Genomic DNA, 17,276 nt, shown 5'->3' on the forward strand with positions numbered 1-17,276 from the left:
CTGGCTTCTCCGGCTGGTGACCTGAGAGATGGGGCCATGTTTTTTCCCTTCAAGGGGGGGGCTCAAAAAAAATTCGCATAAATGCGCTCTGCGGTAAAAAAACCCGAAGACAAGCTGCTGTTTCCGGCAGGCTACCCGGCGACCATAAGTAAAATCTATTGTGTTAGCATGACTTCAACGACAATACGATGACGACGACAGGAATAAGCAGCATGAGCGGATTAAAACAGGAGCTGGGGTTAGCACAAGGGATTGGACTACTCTCCACCTCTTTGCTGGGCACGGGGGTATTTGCCGTTCCGGCGCTGGCGGCGCTGGCGGCAGGCAATGACAGCCTGTGGGCCTGGCCGGTTTTGATTGCTCTTGTGTTCCCGGTTGCCATCGTTTTTGCGGTACTGGGGCGTCACTTTCCCAGCGCGGGCGGCGTTGCCCATTTTGTTGGCATGGCCTTTGGCCCGCGCCTGGAACGCGTAACCGGCTGGTTGTTCTTATCGGTCATTCCGGTGGGCCTTCCCGCTGCGCTGCACATAGCAGCAGGCTTCTGGCAAGGGATGTTTGGCTGGCAGGGCTGGCAGGTATTGATGGCTGAACTGGCGACGCTGGGATTGATCTGGCTTATGGGCACGCGTGGTGCCGGTTCAAGCGCCAATTTGCAGATGCTGATTGCCGGGCTGATTGTGGCGCTGATCGCCGCTATCTGGTGGAAAGGAGAATTATCGCTCTCCACAATCCCTTTCCCTGCGCCTGCAGAGGTGTCACTTTCGGGCATGACCGGCGCGCTGGCGGTCATGTTCTGGTGTTTCGTCGGGCTTGAAGCCTTTGCTCATCTGGCATCGGAATTTAAACACCCGGAGCGCGACTTCCCGCGGGCGCTGATGATTGGCCTGATACTGGCCGGCTCCGTCTACTGGGCCTGTACCGTGGTGGTGCTGCATTTTGATCTCTGGCGCGACCTGGGCGCAGCGGCTTCGTTGCCGGTTATTGTCGTCAATCTCTTTGGCAAAGAGACGCTATGGATTGCCTGTATCATTGGCTACCTCGCCTGCTTCGCCAGTCTTAATATCTATATCCAGAGCTTTGCCCGCCTGGTCTGGTCGCAGGCACAATATAAGCCGCAAAGCCCGCTTGCCCGCCTCTCTGCGAGACACATCCCGCTTAATGCTCTGAATGCGGTGCTGGCCTGTTGCGTTATCTGCACGATCGGCATCTACGCGTTCTCGGTCGATCTCGATACCTTGATAATCTACGCCAACGGTATTTTCATTCTTATCTATCTGCTATGCATGATGGCAGGATGCCGCTTGCTGAAAGGCAAATACAAGGTGCTGGCGTGGGTGGGTAGCCTGCTCTGCCTGTTACTGCTGGCGATTCCCGGCTGGAAAAGCTTGTACGCGATTGTCATGCTGGCGGGGCTGTGGGTGCTGTTGCCTAAACGCACCCTGGTCATGCAGTAAAAAAGCCCGGCACCCGGGCTTTTTACACGCTAAAACGGTTAGCGATCGTCTTTATTGTCCAGACGGTCGCGCTGCTCGTCTTTGCGCTGATATTCACCTTCAAAAGTATTACCCGCACCCGGCCCCGCGCTAAACCCACCGCCCGGCATGCGTGCAAAACGCAAATGCGGCATCAGCTTAAGCGTCAGCAGCTTCTGCAACGGCGGAAGCAGAAGTAACAGCCCCAGCAAATCGGTGAAAAATCCTGGCAACAGCAGTAGTAAACCGGCGATGATCAAGGACACGCTTTTGATCATCTCTGCCGCCGGGCTTTCGCCTGCCGCCATCTTCTGCTGCATCAGCAGGAAATTTTTAAAGCCCTGGTTACGCACCAGCGACATACCAATCACGGAAGTGAAAATAACCAGCAGCAGGGTCATCAGAACGCCAAACACATGGGCGACCTGAATGAAAATTGAAATCTCAATGTAAACGTATAAAAAAATAGCGAGTAACGGTATCCAGCGCACTGGTTTCTCCTGTCAGGGGACGGACGCCTAAGGCCCCCGTCGAAAAGGGTTTGCGAGTCGCATTAAGGTGAGATGGTGATGATTAGGCCAAAATTCAATTTTTTCACCAAAGTATTTTTCAGGCGCTCCGCAAGCGGTGATTCATTTCACAGATTAATGATTCTGCTAAAACAGCTAAGATAATAAGTGATCCAGATTACGGCATTTCAGCGTAATCAGAATATGATCGCGAATATCTGGCCGATAAAGGAGATAATCGTCGGTCAGAAATCACACATAACCACATATCTACTGTGTGTTTGGTGCATTCATTCGTAGCTTGAAAAAGAAGGTTCACATGTTAAACAACATTCGTATCGAAGAAGATTTGTTGGGTACAAGGGAAGTTCCAGCGGATGCCTATTATGGTGTACATACTCTTAGAGCGATTGAAAACTTCTACATTAGTAATAGCAAAATCAGCGACATCCCGGAATTTGTCCGCGGCATGGTGATGGTAAAAAAAGCGGCGGCTCTGGCAAACAAAGAGCTGCAAACCATCCCGAAGAGCATTGCGAATACCATCGTGGCAGCATGTGATGAAGTCCTTAATAACGGCAAATGTATGGACCAGTTCCCGGTCGACGTCTACCAGGGCGGCGCAGGAACCTCGGTGAATATGAACACCAACGAAGTGCTGGCAAATATTGGCCTTGAGCTGATGGGACACCAGAAGGGTGAGTACCAGTACCTCAACCCGAACGATCACGTGAATAAATGCCAGTCCACTAACGACGCCTATCCAACCGGTTTTCGTATTGCGGTGTATACCTCGGTGCTTAAATTGATCGACGCCATTAGCCAGTTGGGCGATGGTTTTGAACATAAGGCGGATGAGTTCCGCGATGTTCTGAAAATGGGCCGTACCCAGTTGCAGGACGCGGTGCCCATGACCCTCGGTCAGGAGTTCCATGCCTTTAACGTCTTGCTAAAAGAAGAGACCAAAAATCTGCTGCGCACGTCAGAACTCTTGCTGGAAGTGAACCTCGGCGCAACTGCCATCGGCACACGGCTGAATACGCCAGACGGCTACCAGCAGCTGGCGGTGCAGAAGCTGGCAGAAGTGTCAAACTTACCCGTGGTTCCGGCAGAAGATCTGATTGAAGCGACCTCTGACTGCGGCGCGTACGTCATGGTACACAGTGCGCTCAAACGCCTTGCCGTGAAGATGTCCAAAATCTGTAATGACCTGCGCCTGCTCTCCTCCGGCCCACGCGCCGGCCTGAACGAAATCAACCTGCCTGAGCTGCAGGCGGGCTCGTCCATCATGCCGGCCAAAGTGAACCCGGTGGTGCCAGAGGTGGTGAATCAGGTCTGCTTTAAGGTAATTGGTAACGACACCACCGTGACGATGGCGTCTGAAGCGGGCCAGCTGCAGCTGAACGTGATGGAACCCGTGATTGGCCAGGCGATGTTTGAGTCCATCCATATTCTGACGAATGCCTGCTACAACCTGCTGGAAAAATGCGTTAACGGTATTACCGCTAATAAATCCGTCTGTGAGGGCTATGTTTATAATTCCATCGGCATCGTCACCTACCTTAACCCGTTCATTGGTCACCACAATGGTGACATCGTCGGCAAAATTTGCGCCGAAACGGGCAAGAGCGTACGTGAAGTCGTTCTGGAGCGTGGTCTGCTTACCGAAGCGGAACTGGATGATATTTTCTCCGCCCAGAACCTGATGCATCCGGCCTATAAAGCCAAGCGTTATACCGATGAAAGCGAACAGTAACACTGGCGGCTAAAGCCTGAAGGCACGTCAGCAGACGTGCCTTTTTTTTGGCCTTCAGTAGAAAAAATTCAATCTCACTTCATCAACAAGGAAGGCATTTATGTTTGCTGCAGAACTTGTACTCGTCCTGCTTGCCATTTACCTGGGGGCCAGACTCGGCGGCATCGGCATTGGTTTTGCCGGTGGCTTCGGCGTGCTTATACTCACCCTCTTCTTTCAAATCAAACCTGGCGCAATACCCTTTGACGTCATTGAAATCATCATGGCCGTTATCGCCTCCATCGCCGCCATGCAGGTGGCAGGGGGGATGGACTACCTCGTAAGCCTGGCGGAACGTATGCTAAGGCGGCACCCGAAATACATCACCTTTCTCGCCCCGCTGGTTACCTGGTTTATGACGATTCTGGCGGGCACCGGGCATACAGCGTTCTCCACGCTGCCGGTGATTACGGAAGTGGCAAAAGAGCAGGGCATTCGCCCGTCACGCCCGCTTTCCATTGCCGTGGTGGCCTCGCAAATTGCGATCACCGCCTCACCTATCTCCGCCGCCGTGGTCTTCTTTGCCGGGATCCTGGAGCCGCTGGGGGTGAGCTACCTGACGCTGCTGGCTATCTGTATCCCGGTGACGCTGATCGCCGTGATGCTGACGGCTGTCGTGTGTAACTTTCTCGGTACGGAGCTTAAGGATGATCCGGTTTACCAGGAGCGTCTGGCGAAGGGCGAAGTCAAACTGCGTGGCAGTCAGGCATTCGAGCTTAAGCCACACGCCAAACGTTCCGTGCTGCTCTTCCTGATCGGTATTGTGGCAGTGATGTTTTATGCCACTGCCATCAGTGACACCGTGGGTCTGATTAAGAACCCGGTACTGCCGCGTAACGAAGCGATCGTGGTCTTTATGCTGACCATCGCGACGTTGATTAGCATGACCTGTAAAATCGATACCGGCGACATTCTCAACGCCAGTACCTTTAAATCCGGCATGAGCGCCTGCGTCTGCGTTCTGGGTGTCGCCTGGCTGGGTGATACCTTCGTGAAAGCGCACATTACCGACATTCAGACAGTAGCAGGCGATCTGCTGCATAATTACCCGTGGCTACTGGCCGTTGTACTCTTCTTTGCTTCAACGCTGCTCTATTCTCAGGCCGCTACCACCAAGGCGCTTATGCCTGCGGCGCTGTTGCTGGGGGTAAGCCCGTTGACGGCGGTGGCCTCTTTTGCGGCGGTGTCAGCGCTTTTTGTCCTGCCGACTTACCCGACGTTACTGGCTGCCGTCGAGATGGACGACACCGGTTCAACCCGCATTGGCAAGTATGTGTTTAACCATGCTTTTCTTATCCCGGGGGTCATCGCCATTTCGCTCTGCGTGCTGCTCGGCTTTGTGATTGGCGGCATCCTGATGTAAATCTTATTAAAACCGGGCCGTGCTGCGGCCCGATTTTTTTACGCGTGGTATAGTCCTCTTTTCGCGAAGAAGAGGTTAACGATGAACACGCCCGACGCTGTTGTTGTACTCTGCACTGCTCCGGATGAGGCCACCGCCCAGGAGCTGGCGGCAAAAGTTCTGGCCGATAAACACGCCGCCTGCGTGACGATCCTCCCCGGTGCGACCTCCCTCTATTACTGGGAGGGAAAGCTCGAACAGGAGTACGAAGTCCAGCTGCTGCTGAAAAGCGACGCTGCTCATCTCGAAGGCCTCTTCGCCTGCATTAAAGCGCATCATCCTTACCAGACCCCAGAATTGCTCGCTATACCGGTTACTCACGGAGACTTTGACTACCTCTCATGGCTCAACGCATCTTTACGCTGATTCTGCTGCTATGCAGTACCCCTGCCCTCGCCGGGCTGTTTGACGCGCCCGGAGGGTCGAATTTTGTGCCTGCGGATCGGGCATTTGTATTCGATTTCCAACAGCAGGCGCAGGATCTCTCGCTGAACTGGCAGATCAAAGAGGGCTACTACCTCTATCGCCAGCAGATAAAAGTCACGCCTGCGCAGGCGGACGTTGGCCCGCTCTCGCTGCCCGCCGGCGAGTCCCATGAGGATGAGTTTTTCGGTAAGAGTGAGATTTACCGCCAGCGGTTAAACCTGCCGGTCACGATTAACCAGGCGGCAGAGGGCGCGACGCTGACGGTTACTTACCAGGGCTGTGCCGACGCCGGGTTCTGCTACCCACCGGAAACCAAAGTGATTCCGCTAAGTGAGGTTCGCCCTCACCCTGACCCTCTCCCCCAGGAGAGGGAACAAACACGCGCTGAAGCTGACATTCCCCCTCTCCCCTCGGGCGAGAGGGCCGGGGTGAGGGGCGATGACACCCAAAACTCAGACGCACTGCCCTTCTCTGCGCTCTGGGCACTGCTTATCGGCATCGGTGTCGCCTTTACGCCGTGCGTGCTGCCGATGTACCCGCTGATTTCCGGCATCGTGCTTGGCGGTAAACAGCGTCTCTCCACGGCGCGAGCCCTCATGCTGGCATTCATCTACGTTCAGGGGATGGCGCTGACTTACACCGCGCTCGGTCTGGTGGTCGCCGCCGCCGGGCTTCAGTTCCAGGCTGCACTTCAACATCCTTACGTGCTGATTGGCCTGTCCGTGGTCTTTATTCTGCTGGCGCTGTCGATGTTTGGCCTGTTCTCCCTGCAATTGCCCTCGTCCCTGCAAACACGCCTGACACTCTTGAGCAATCGCCAGCAGGGCGGCTCGCCGGGCGGTGTTTTCGCCATGGGTGCCATTGCCGGGCTTATCTGCTCCCCCTGTACCACCGCGCCACTGAGTGCCATCCTGCTCTATATTGCCCAGAGCGGTAATCTGTGGCTCGGTGGCGGCACGCTCTACCTCTATGCGCTGGGCATGGGGTTGCCACTGATTCTGGTGACGGTGTTTGGCAACCGGCTGCTGCCCAAAAGCGGGCCGTGGATGGCGCAGGTCAAAATCGCCTTTGGCTTTGTGATCCTTGCCTTGCCGGTGTTCCTGCTGGAGCGTGTGCTGGGTGACGACTGGGGGCTGCGTCTCTGGTCGCTGCTCGGCGTCGCTTTCTTCGCCTGGGCGTTTATTTCAAGCCTCGGGGCCACCCGCCCGGTAATGCGTATCTTCCAGATTCTCCTGCTCGGCGCCGCCCTGGTCAGCGCGCGTCCGTTACAGGACTGGGCATTTGGGCAACCCGTTACTGAAAGTCAGGCGCATCTGCCCTTTACCACTATCAAAACCGTCGACGACCTCAATCAGGCGCTGGCGCAGGCGAACGGCCGCCCGGTCATGCTGGATCTTTATGCTGACTGGTGCGTGGCCTGTAAAGAGTTCGAGAAGTACACCTTTAGCGATAAACAGGTACAAACAGCCTTGCAGAACACGCTGCTTCTGCAAGCCGATGTGACACGCAATACCGCGCAGGATAAAGCCCTGCTGCAACATTTACAGGTGCTGGGTTTGCCCACCATTGTATTTTTCGATGCAGAGGGCAAGGAGCATCCGGCGCAGCGCGTGACAGGATTTATGGATGCCAGCGCCTTCGCCGCGCATTTGCGCAATCTGGCCCCATAAACAACACTTGGGGGGGGAAGCTGGCTTATGAAGACGGAGGAGTTCACCGTGCAACGTGAAGATGTTTTAAATGAAACGCTTCAACTTTTTGAATTGAAAGGAATTGCTGATACAAAGCCCGAGATGGTGGCCGAGCGCGTTGATTATCCTCTGGAGACGTTTCAGCGGTTCTGGCCGGATAAAGAGGCCCTGTTTTATGATGCATTGCGCCATCTCAGCCAGCAGGTGGACGCCTGGCGCAGGCAGCTTCTGCTCAACGAAGCGCTGACGACGGAGCAAAAGCTACTGGCCCGCTACGGTGCGTTAACCGAGTGTGTGAGCAACAACCGCTATCCGGGCTGTTTGTTCATTGCCGCGTGCACGTTTTATCCGGACCGCGATCATCCTGTCCACCAGCTGGCTGAGCAGCAAAAGCAAGCAGCCTTCGCCTTCACGCATGACCTGCTAAGGCAACTGGATGTGGACGACCCGACGATGGTTGCCAAACAGATGGAGCTGGTGCTGGAAGGCTGCCTGAGCCGGATGTTGGTTAATCGCAGCCAGGCGGATGTGGATACGGCACATCGGCTGGCGGAAGATATTCTGCGCTTTGCCTGCTGCCGGGCAGGCGGTGCCTTGACCTGATCAGCCGACAAACCCCATCCAGGCCGATAGCAACAGACACAGCGCCATTACCCGCTGAAAAATAATCAGTGATGTCGCCGTACGAAACAGTCGGTTAACCGCTTTGCCAAGCAGCGTCCAGGCGCACAGACAAAGCAGGGAAATGACCAGAAAGCTCAGCGACAGCAGCGACACATCCCGCAGTGGGTGTGCGCCCGCTGGCGCGAACAGGCTTACGATCGCCAGCGCCATCATCCAGGTTTTCGGATTAATGAGCTGCAACATGGCCGCAGATCGCCCGCTAAACGGCGCCCCGGCATTGCCGTGCAAACTGGCCGGCGGCGCGGTAAACAACTGCCAGCTCATCCAGCTTAGCCAGAGGGCGCCCGCCCAGCTCATGGCCTCGCGTATCAGCGGGTGGTCACGCAGTATTTCCCCTGCCCCCGCGCCGGAAATAAACACAATCAGGCTCGCCGCCACGCAGGCCCCCATCACCGCAGGCAGGGTCGCCTTAACGCCATAGCGCTGGCTGCTGGTGAGAATCAAAATGTTAGTTGGGCCGGGGGTTATCGACGCCACAAAGGCAAAAAGCATAAACGGCAGGTAAGTGTAGAAAGTATGCACAGTCGGGACTCCTTATTCTCCGTACTGTGACTGTCGCGCTATTTACTGACACCGTCTGGAAGATTTGTGCAGAGTTTTCGGTAATGGGCGGGGGAGAGGCGATAAGCACGCTGGAACCAGCGCCCGAGGTGGCTTTGATCGGCAAACCCCAGCGCGGCCGCCACGCTCGCGGGCTGCTCTCCCCGTGCCAGCCTGCTGCGGGCATTGGCCAGCCGCAGTTGAATAAGCCAGGCATGGGGCGAAAGGTGGAACTCACGTTTAAAGCAACGCGTCAGGGTGAAGCGATCGGTACCCGTCTCCCGCGCCAGATCCGACAGGCCGATATTTTCCCCTATATGCGCGTGCAAATAATCACGTGCACGATGCGCCACTGCGGCGCTTTGCAACTGCGACGGCAGGCGCTTTCGCCATTGGGTATGCCGGGTAAGCTGGCCAAGCAGATTGTCCATCGCACTTTGCTGCACGATCCGCATCTCTTCGCTATGCAGAGAATAAAACGTTTGCGAAATAGCCCTGGCGAGCAGCGGCTCGCGCGCCATCGTGCGAGAAAAATGGAGCGAGTAGCTGGAAGGCACCGAGTCGTATAATCCACGCAATGTTGAGTTCAACCACCCTTCATCAAGGTAGAACGTCAGGTAGGTAAAGCCCCCTTCCACCGGCGCGTCGCCATCATGAATCTCGCCAGGTTCCAGCAAGAATGCGTCACCCGGCACGCTGCGATGGCGTTCACGGCGGCAATGAAACTCCTGCGTGCCGCTCAGGGTAATACCGACAAGATAGCTATCGTGCCAGTGCGGATCGTACGCGTGCCCCTCAAAGTGCGCACGAATGGTTTCAATACCGGTATCAGCATGTTGCCGTAGCTCCAGCCAGTCATTTGCCATATTGCCTCCGCTATCCTCGTGAACAGCATGGCCTGCCCGCGCAGAAAAAATCTGGAAGATTTGTGCAGCACGCCGCTATTTGGCGCAGAATCGCTCAGACTGCCGTAAAGTTGAGCAACTGAACAGCATTTTTTGAAATAGAGTTGACGCCTTACAGCGATTAAGGTTTAATGCGCCCCGTTGCCCGGATAGCTCAGTCGGTAGAGCAGGGGATTGAAAATCCCCGTGTCCTTGGTTCGATTCCGAGTCCGGGCACCACTTATTCAGAGAACCCAGCCTATGGCTGGGTTTTTGCTTTTAGAGATGCGGACTCTCCATCGAACTCCGTTCGATTATTCGCCGCAAGCGACTCACCCCTTCGGGGCCAGCGCGACACACGCGCTGTTCAACGCCTCCGGCGTTAGTCCGAGTCCGGGCACCACTTATTCAGAGAACCCAGCCTATGGCTGGGTTTTTGCTTTTGGTTTTCTCCCTCTCCCTGAGGGCTGAGGGATCCCCACAAAAAAATGCGAGCACGATCGGTCCCCTCTCCCTTGAGGGAGAGGGTTAGGGTGAGGGGGAAAATGCGACAGCTTATCTCCCGATTGCGCCCCTTCGGCATTTGCCCACATCTCATTCCTGCTACCCGATTATCCATTCCCCTACCCTCGCTTGCTTTCACGCCACCACCTGACGTATACATAAAGGCCTGTTTCTTACAGGGAAATCTCATGCCTAATATTCTCATGCACTACACCGCCAATCTGCCTGCACAGGATAAACTCGAAACCTTTGCGCAAAAGATACACACTCTGCTCGCACCCGTTGTGGTCACCGACGTCGGCAATTTCAAAACTTTCTTTATTCCCGTATCCCGTTACGTCTCAGGTGCAGGCATTGCACACAAAGCCTTCCTGCAAATTGATTTTCGCATGCTGCCGGGGCGTAGCGCGGAGGTGAAAAAAGCCGCTGCGGATATCGTGCTGGCGCTGGCGGCTGAACACTTCTCCGTCGAGGATGGCGTAGAGACCAGCATCACCATTGAGATTGGCGAGATCGATAAAGAGAACTACCACAAAGTGATCGTTAACCCGTAATCACTGACACTTCGGCAGCGTCGCCAGCAATACCGGCCAGCGCGCTGCCCAGTCTGAACCATGCTCCATGCCCGTAACCTCCACGATCTGAACACATCGCTTACCGGCCACCTGCTGAAATCGTCTTGCCACTAACGTTGGGACCGTGGTGTCGTCGGTGCCACTGAAATGTACCTGCGGCAGGGTTGAAAGTTGTGCGGCGACGTCTATTGCGCTGCGCGACTCAGGCATTGGCGTGACATGATGTAACGCATTGACGTAAGCAACATCCAGATTTCCGGCAACCGTGCGCAATGAACGGACATCATGGCGACGTGCTGCAAGCAACGCAGCGAGGGTTGCCCCGCCTGAATACCCCACCAGCTCTAATTGCACCCCCGGATAACGATTAGCAAATATTGTGAGCGCTTCATTCATCGCGCTGACCACTTCAGGCGCAAAGCGTTTGTCCGTCCACCACGTTGTGGTACAAACGGCAGCCATAGGAAGATCAGTGAACTGGCAAGGGCGGGCCAGATAAAGGACATTGGGCGACGGATCCGCTGCTGCGAGTTTTAATCCTACCGGGTTACGCGGTGTCGGGTCATCTGAAGGGGTTGAGCGATTAACCCAGGCGAAACCATCACCTTCAATATAAACCCGCAAAATGTTAACAGGGGCTAAAGTTTTACTTAAGGCGCGTAGCACAAATGTCTTAGTTTGTAAATTTTCACTGGTTAGACCAGTAGTTTTTGTGAGCGCACCAAGATTATCCTGACGAGTGGTAGTACCACATCCGCTTAATAAAAAAACCATAGCAATCAACAAATGACTTACTTTCTCTCCACATTTATTACGCATTAAGCCTTCTCTTTGCAGGGTTTTATCGTGCATAAAACGGCATTTATAAAGCGTATAGTGATGCTTAAACATCATTTAGCACGGATTGTGTTTTTTGCAACCAAATGTATATTCTGCACTTGGATAAATATCAGACGAATCTGAGATCCAATTTCACCAACACCAGGAATCTTTTAAAAATATAACGCAACGGTACATCATGAAGAAATTAAGAATCGGCCAGCATGGTTCATTGCTGGTGGCACTCACCTCTGCGCAAGGATTGCTGGCGACTTATGCTCACGCCATTACAACGAATGAAACTATTAGCACAGCAGTTAGTACAAGTCGTGAAATTTCATTTACTTTCGATAATTTAGATATTACCAACCAGGGTTCATTGATTGCTTCTGGATTTTCTGCAATCCAGGTAACTTACGATGGTAACCTCAATTATTTAAATAATGCGGGCACGATTTCCGGCACCAGTGGATATTCGGTCTATAACGCTGGCACTATCGGCACGATTGCGAACAGCGGCACGATTGCGAACGCCAGCACCTATGGGGCTGTCTACCTGGAAAACGGCAGTCAGACTGACCTCATCAGCAACAGCGGACTGATTGGCGACGCCAGCAGCAGCAACTATGGATACGCCATTCATAACTATGGCTATATCAACACGCTGAATAACAAAGCCGATGGCACTATTATTGGTGCTATGGGTTTGTATAACAACGGATATATCTACCAGGTCGAAAACGCCGGTACCATTTCCAATAATAATAATGGTCACTCAGGTGACAGTGCTATTTTTAACGAAGGCAGCATTGATACCATTGTTAACACCGGAACTATCTCTTCCAATTACAGTAATGGCCTGGTCGGCGGCAGCGTCGCCATTCGAAACTATGGCAACATTGGCACACTGATCAACAGCGGAACCATCAGCAGCAATTATTTCGGCATTTTAAGCGACAGCACGCAATATAATGCCATTGGCGAGATCATTAATAGCGGGCTAATTAAAGCGCCGCAGGCCATATATACCTATAATAACAATAGCTTTAGTGACGCTATAAAGATTACCAACAGCGGAACCATCGCCGGTAATATTTATAATTATGGTGCAACGCCGATCGTTATCGCTGGCAGCAGTGACGGGCAAGGTCTACTGACAGGTTATAATCCAGGCGCAACCGGGTATATCTTTACCAATGGCGGGAACGTGACCTTCAGTTCAGGTTCGTTACTGTTGAACAACCATGTTTATGCCTCGGGTGGCACGGTCCTTAACGACGCGGCACGTCTCCAGGTGAATGCGCCGCTTATCATTTATGGCAATTATCACCAGAATGCCACCGGCTCCCTGATTCTGGGCGTCAGTGACGGTGCTAATGCCTCGGAAGATACAACGACGGCCTCTGGCTACGGTCGTCTTACGGTGAACGGTGCTGCAACCATCGACCAGGGTTCCCACATCTCGCTGGCACGTACAGGCAATACTTACTCGTTTGCCACCGGTCAGCGCTATGTGGTTATCAGCGCAAACAGTGCCGATACCCAGTACAACGCCAGCAGCCTGAATTATAAAGCCGTGGGTTACAACGGTGCCGTGAAAGGAACGGAAGTTAACGACGGCACGCGCAGTGCGTTAGTGCTGAGTCTGGAAGAGGCACCGGTTATCGTTACGCCTCCGCAGACATCTCAGCCAACACCGGTGACCCCAGAACCTGTTACGGTTCCTCCTGTTACCACCACCCCGACATCACCGGTGGTTGTCACCACCCCGACATCACCGGTGGTTGTCACCACCCCGACATCACCGGTGGTTGTCACCCCGGTAACGACGGCACCGACCACGACTGTACCAAAAACACCTGCCGTGGTGACGCCGGTTGTTGTCACGCCCGTCGATGCGACGCCAGTGGTTGCGCCCCCTGCTGTTGTGACACCGATTGCCGCAACGCCAGCACAGCCGCAAGCGGAGCCGGTAAAACCAGGCCTGAAAAATTGGGCTACCACGGAGGGTGCGACGTCAACATTGACCGGCCTGACGCAGTATTCCGGTATTTCTCCGCAACTGTTGGAGCTGTATAACGCCTCACTGGCCATCAACGGTACCTCTGAGGCAAACCGTGTTGGTGAGCAACTCTCCTCCAGCCAGAACATCAATGCCAGTACTGCCACCGGCACCGCAGTCACCAAAGCGATGAGTATTGTCGGTAACCACATGAACACGGCGCGTAATCCGCAAACCGCGGGCATGAGCGGCATCTCTACCGGTGATGCCTGGGATGAGTGGGCCTTCTGGGGTCAACCGTTTGGTGGCTTTGCCCGTCAGGACAGCTCTCGTGAAGTCAGCGGTTATAAAGCGAAGTTCGGCGGTCTGCTGCTGGGTGCCGATCGTGCCCTGGGTGACAACTGGCGTGCCGGTGCGGCCGTGAACTATAGCAACACCTCCGTTCACGGTACCGGCAACCTGAACAATGATCGCTCGACTGCCGATAACTACGGTGTGATTGGTTATGCCGGTTACACGGGCAACCCGTGGTACCTGAACCTCTCTGCCGGTGTGAACCGTCAAAACTACGCGTCGACGCGTAATGCCGACTTTACTGGCTTCTCTGGTCGTGCAAATGGCAAGTTCAATGGTCAGTCCGTGACGCTGCAAACTGAGCTGGGCTACCCACTACAGCTTCCTGCCGACGTCGTACTGACGCCGATGGCGACGCTCACTTATGGTTATCAGCATATTGATGGCTACAAAGAGAGCGGCGGTAATGGTATGGCACTGAATGTCGGCAGCAGCCACAATCAGTCGGTAACCAGCGATATCGGTGCCCGCGTAGAGAAGACTTTTGATACGCGTCTCGGCAAACTGACCCCGTTCGTGCAAGCGTCCTGGATTCATCAGTATGACGATCGTCAGATGAGCAGCACGGCGACCTTTGGTGCCGATACCCTTGGCGAAACGCAGTTTACGACCAAAGGTGCCGCGCCGGTGAAAGACATGGCCGGGATCGCTATCGGCAGCACCTTGTATAACGCGAAGGACCTTACCCTTGATGCGCGTTACGATCTGCAGGCAGGCGAGCGTTACCAGGCGCATACCTTTAGTTTACGTCTGCGCAAAACCTTCTGATCCCCTCATGCGGGAGCCATTTGGCTCCCGTTTTTATTGCTCACGCCTGTTCGCCATCGCCGGTTCTCTGGAGCGAACCCAAAGCAGCACCTATACTGCCCTTATGGTCTCCCCATCCCGCCTGACACTATGACGACGCAAACCCTGACCCGCCCCTGGCGCGTACCGGGCGCCATCGCGCTGGTAATGCTTGTTATCTTCGCCGCCGTGGCCTTGCATACCCATTGGGCCGAGTTTTTGCAGTGGTGTCTGAACGCGCAAATCACGCTGCATCGTTACCTGGTGATGTATTTGCTCCAGCTTAATAATCATCAGTACACCGGAGGAATCTGGCTCCTGTCAGGCGCCTTCTTTTATGGCGTACTCCATGCCATTGGGCCGGGGCACGGCAAATTCATTGTGACGACCTGGATGACGACCAATCAAGAGAGTCAGACTGCCGCTCGCGTGATTCCCTTTCTGGGCAGCCTGATGCAGGGCGTCAGCGCGATTCTGTTTGTCTTCATTCTGGCGGTAGGGTTCAACCTTGCCTCTGGCGATCTCAGTCAAAGCCGCTGGTATGTGGAGAAAATCAGTGCCGTGATGATTGGCGGCTTCGGCTGCTGGCTTATCTGGCAGGCGGCGAGGCGTTTAAAACCGAAAAAACGGCAAATCACAGCGTTACGGCCACTTGCCGGGGAACATGCCCATCACATGGACTGCGGCTGTGGGCAACACGGTGTCGGCGTCAGTACGCAGGGCGACTGGAAAACGCGTCTCGGGGTGATTCTGGCCATCGGTGCTCGCCCATGCAGTGGGGCCATCATGATCTTGTTGTTCTCTAATGCGCTGGGGATCGTGAGCTGGGGAATGGCGGCCGTGATGACGATGTCGTTCGGCACGGCGCTGTCTATTATGGGCCTGTCGCTGGCCGTCCGTTACGCCCGTAATAGCACCGCGACATTCTTCAGCCGGGAGTCCGGGCAATTCCCCTGGCTACTTTCGGCAGTGCGTCTTGCCGGTGGCGTGGCATTACTGCTTTTTGCGGTGGTGCTCTTCTTAACCGTGATTCCGGTCAGTGCCAACGGCGACTACATTGCTGCCGGGTGCTAATAGATAAAGAAAAGCCCGGTTCTCACCGGGCTTTATTCACTTACTCGTCAATCTTCGGATGCTGCTGAACAAGCCGGGTGCGCTTCTTCTGCAGTTCTGCGATCTCTTGATCAATATCCTCGATTTTCTGTTCGATATTGTCGTGATGCTCTTGCAGGATCTCTCTGGCTTCCTGAATATCCGATGCCGCAGGCGTTGCCCCTTTCAACGGTTTATTGGCCGTCTCTTTCATCGTGATACCAGTTATCAGGCCCACTACCGCAACCACCATCAGATAATAGGCTGGCATCATTAGATCGGAGGTGGTTTCGACCATCCAGGCCGTCAGCGTTGGGGTGAGACCCGCAATCAGAATGGAGATATTAAAGGCACTGGCCAGCGCACTGTAACGAAGGTGCGTCGGGAACATCGCCGGAAGCGTAGAGGCCATGACACCGGTGAAGCAGTTGAGCACCACCGCCAGCATCAGCAAACCCGCAAAAATCAGGCCGATAACGTTACTGTTAATCAACAGGAACGCCGGAATGGCGAGCACAAAGAGCGCCACGCTGCCGAACAAGACGAAAGGACGTCGGCCAAAGCGGTCGCTCAGAAGCCCCATCATCGGCTGAACAAACAGCATACCCATCATGATAGCGATGATAATCAGCACGCCATGATCTTCAGAGTAATGCAGGTTATGAGACAGATAGCTCGGCATGTAGGTCAGGAGCATGTAGTAGGTGACGTTAGTTGCAATCACCAGACCGATACAGGTCAGCAGGCTACGCCAGTGTTTCGTTGCAATCTCTTTAAAGGAGACTTTCGGCCCTTCCTGTAATCCCTGACGATCGCCCTGTTCCAGTTTATCCACATGCTGCTGGAACGCCGGGGTCTCTTCGAGCGCATGGCGGAGATAAAGACCAATAATGCCGAGCGGCAAGGCCAGGAAGAATGGAATACGCCAGCCCCAGTCCAGGAAGTTCTGTTCGCCGACAATCGTGGAAAGCAGAACCACAACACCTGCCCCTAATACGAAGCCCGCAATAGAACCGAAGTCCAGCCAGCTTCCTAAAAAGCCGCGACGTCTGTCCGGGGAATACTCCGCCACAAAAATAGATGCACCGGTATATTCTCCGCCCACCGAAAAGCCCTGCGCCATCTTACAAAGCAGCAGCAGGATGGGTGCCCATATGCCGATGGATTCATACGAGGGAATCAGGCCAATACAGAATGTACTGACGGACATAATAACAATGGTGATAGCGAGAATTTTCTGACGCCCGTATTTGTCACCGAGCATCCCGAAGAATAACCCGCCGAGCGGACGAATAAGGAACGGTACAGAGAAGGTACCTAACGCTGCAATCATCTGTACGCTGGGATCGGCATCAGGGAAAAACACTTTGCCGAGGGCGTAAGCCACAAAACCATATACCCCGAAGTCAAACCACTCCATCGCATTACCCAGCGATGCAGCGGTAATAGCCTTGCGTAATTTCCCATCATCTATAATGGTTACATCGCGCAAAGTGATGGGTTTAACTTTTTTCCTTTTTAACATAGTTTCCTCTTTTGACTTTCGCCCATTACCGCCCGGCTTTATTCCACATTAACGCCAGGCGTATTACGCCGCATCTTGCAGCGTCCTTATTCAAGCGTAGCAGGTTTACTTACACGGGCTGGTCACAGCCTGTACAACCGAACCTGTTGACGCCTGCTGGGGCAGTTAACGATTTATTTTTACCCTAACAGGATTTAAAAACGTGATCAACTTCAC

At 54.3% G+C, this 17,276-nt stretch carries 14 protein-coding genes and 1 tRNA gene; 10 read left to right on the top strand and 5 right to left on the bottom strand.

The genetic code is table 11. From position 1 onward, the window contains the following. The first annotated feature begins 212 nt into the window (after positions 1–212). Complete coding sequence (gene yjeH, locus KXR87_RS10000; RefSeq protein ID WP_437432113.1) at positions 213–1,454, top strand: L-methionine/branched-chain amino acid transporter; 1,242 nt, start codon at positions 213–215, stop codon at positions 1,452–1,454. Between the two features lie 38 nt (positions 1,455–1,492). Here yjeH and KXR87_RS10005 read toward each other — a convergent pair whose 3' ends face one another. Further along, positions 1,493–1,963 (bottom strand): FxsA family protein, encoded by a 471-nt coding sequence (locus KXR87_RS10005; RefSeq protein WP_437432114.1) that lies wholly within the window; start codon positions 1,961–1,963, stop codon positions 1,493–1,495. Between the two features lie 337 nt (positions 1,964–2,300). Here KXR87_RS10005 and aspA point away from each other — a divergent pair, with 337 nt between their 5' ends. From aspA to KXR87_RS10030, 5 genes are all read left to right on the top strand, one after another. Beyond that, positions 2,301–3,737, top strand: a complete 1,437-nt coding sequence (aspA, locus tag KXR87_RS10010; RefSeq protein ID WP_437432115.1) for an aspartate ammonia-lyase — start codon at positions 2,301–2,303, stop codon at positions 3,735–3,737. Positions 3,738–3,837: 100 nt separating this feature from the next. Further along, positions 3,838–5,139: an anaerobic C4-dicarboxylate transporter gene (locus KXR87_RS10015; protein WP_437432116.1), complete on the top strand. Its 1,302-nt coding sequence runs from the start codon at positions 3,838–3,840 to the stop codon at positions 5,137–5,139. An 81-nt stretch (positions 5,140–5,220) separates the two neighbouring features. Further along, positions 5,221–5,544, top strand: coding sequence for a divalent cation tolerance protein CutA (cutA, locus tag KXR87_RS10020; protein ID WP_437432117.1), 324 nt, complete (start codon positions 5,221–5,223; stop codon positions 5,542–5,544). Next, on the top strand, positions 5,520–7,274 hold the full coding sequence (locus tag KXR87_RS10025) for a protein-disulfide reductase DsbD (protein ID WP_437432118.1): 1,755 nt from the start codon (positions 5,520–5,522) through the stop codon (positions 7,272–7,274). The genes cutA and KXR87_RS10025 overlap by 25 nt, the downstream gene beginning before the upstream one ends. 48 nt (positions 7,275–7,322) lie before the next feature. After that, a complete protein-coding gene (locus KXR87_RS10030; RefSeq protein ID WP_437432119.1) occupies positions 7,323–7,898 on the top strand; it encodes a transcriptional regulator in 576 nt (191 codons plus the stop codon). On the opposite strand, the gene KXR87_RS10035 is transcribed toward KXR87_RS10030, so the two are convergent. Together KXR87_RS10035 and KXR87_RS10040 are read right to left on the bottom strand one after the other, a co-directional pair. Continuing rightward, entirely contained in the window at positions 7,899–8,471 is a 573-nt protein-coding gene (locus KXR87_RS10035) for a LysE family translocator (RefSeq protein ID WP_437432176.1), read from the bottom strand. 68 nt (positions 8,472–8,539) lie between these two features. Continuing rightward, on the bottom strand, positions 8,540–9,385 hold the full coding sequence (locus tag KXR87_RS10040) for an AraC family ligand binding domain-containing protein (protein WP_437432120.1): 846 nt from the start codon (positions 9,383–9,385) through the stop codon (positions 8,540–8,542). A gap of 182 nt (positions 9,386–9,567) precedes the next feature. On the opposite strand from KXR87_RS10040, the gene KXR87_RS10045 reads away from it, so the two are divergent. Together KXR87_RS10045 and KXR87_RS10050 are read left to right on the top strand one after the other, a co-directional pair. Beyond that, a tRNA-Phe gene (locus tag KXR87_RS10045) sits at positions 9,568–9,643 on the top strand. Between the two features lie 452 nt (positions 9,644–10,095). After that, positions 10,096–10,461, top strand: coding sequence for a 5-carboxymethyl-2-hydroxymuconate Delta-isomerase (locus KXR87_RS10050; protein ID WP_437432121.1), 366 nt, complete (start codon positions 10,096–10,098; stop codon positions 10,459–10,461). Here the strand turns inward: KXR87_RS10050 and KXR87_RS10055 are convergent, their stop codons facing one another. Further along, the gene (locus tag KXR87_RS10055; RefSeq protein ID WP_437432122.1) at positions 10,462–11,301 is read right to left on the bottom strand and encodes an alpha/beta hydrolase; all 840 of its coding nucleotides are present in this window, start codon (positions 11,299–11,301) and stop codon (positions 10,462–10,464) included. Positions 11,302–11,500: 199 nt separating this feature from the next. Between KXR87_RS10055 and KXR87_RS10060 the strand changes: the two genes are divergently transcribed. Together KXR87_RS10060 and KXR87_RS10065 are read left to right on the top strand one after the other, a co-directional pair. Continuing rightward, positions 11,501–14,425 carry an autotransporter domain-containing protein gene (locus KXR87_RS10060; RefSeq protein ID WP_437432123.1) on the top strand — a complete coding sequence of 975 codons (2,925 nt, stop codon included), beginning with the start codon at positions 11,501–11,503 and terminating at the stop codon, positions 14,423–14,425. Positions 14,426–14,554: 129 nt separating this feature from the next. After that, complete coding sequence (locus KXR87_RS10065; RefSeq protein WP_437432124.1) at positions 14,555–15,517, top strand: nickel/cobalt transporter; 963 nt, start codon at positions 14,555–14,557, stop codon at positions 15,515–15,517. 40 nt (positions 15,518–15,557) lie between these two features. Here KXR87_RS10065 and proP read toward each other — a convergent pair whose 3' ends face one another. Beyond that, a complete protein-coding gene (proP, locus tag KXR87_RS10070) occupies positions 15,558–17,060 on the bottom strand; it encodes a glycine betaine/L-proline transporter ProP (RefSeq protein ID WP_437432125.1) in 1,503 nt (500 codons plus the stop codon). Between the last annotated feature and the right edge of the window lie 216 nt (positions 17,061–17,276).

It is taken from the genome of Yokenella regensburgei, from assembly GCF_051486985.1.
Classification (GTDB): Bacteria; Pseudomonadota; Gammaproteobacteria; order Enterobacterales; family Enterobacteriaceae; genus CBFFRJ01.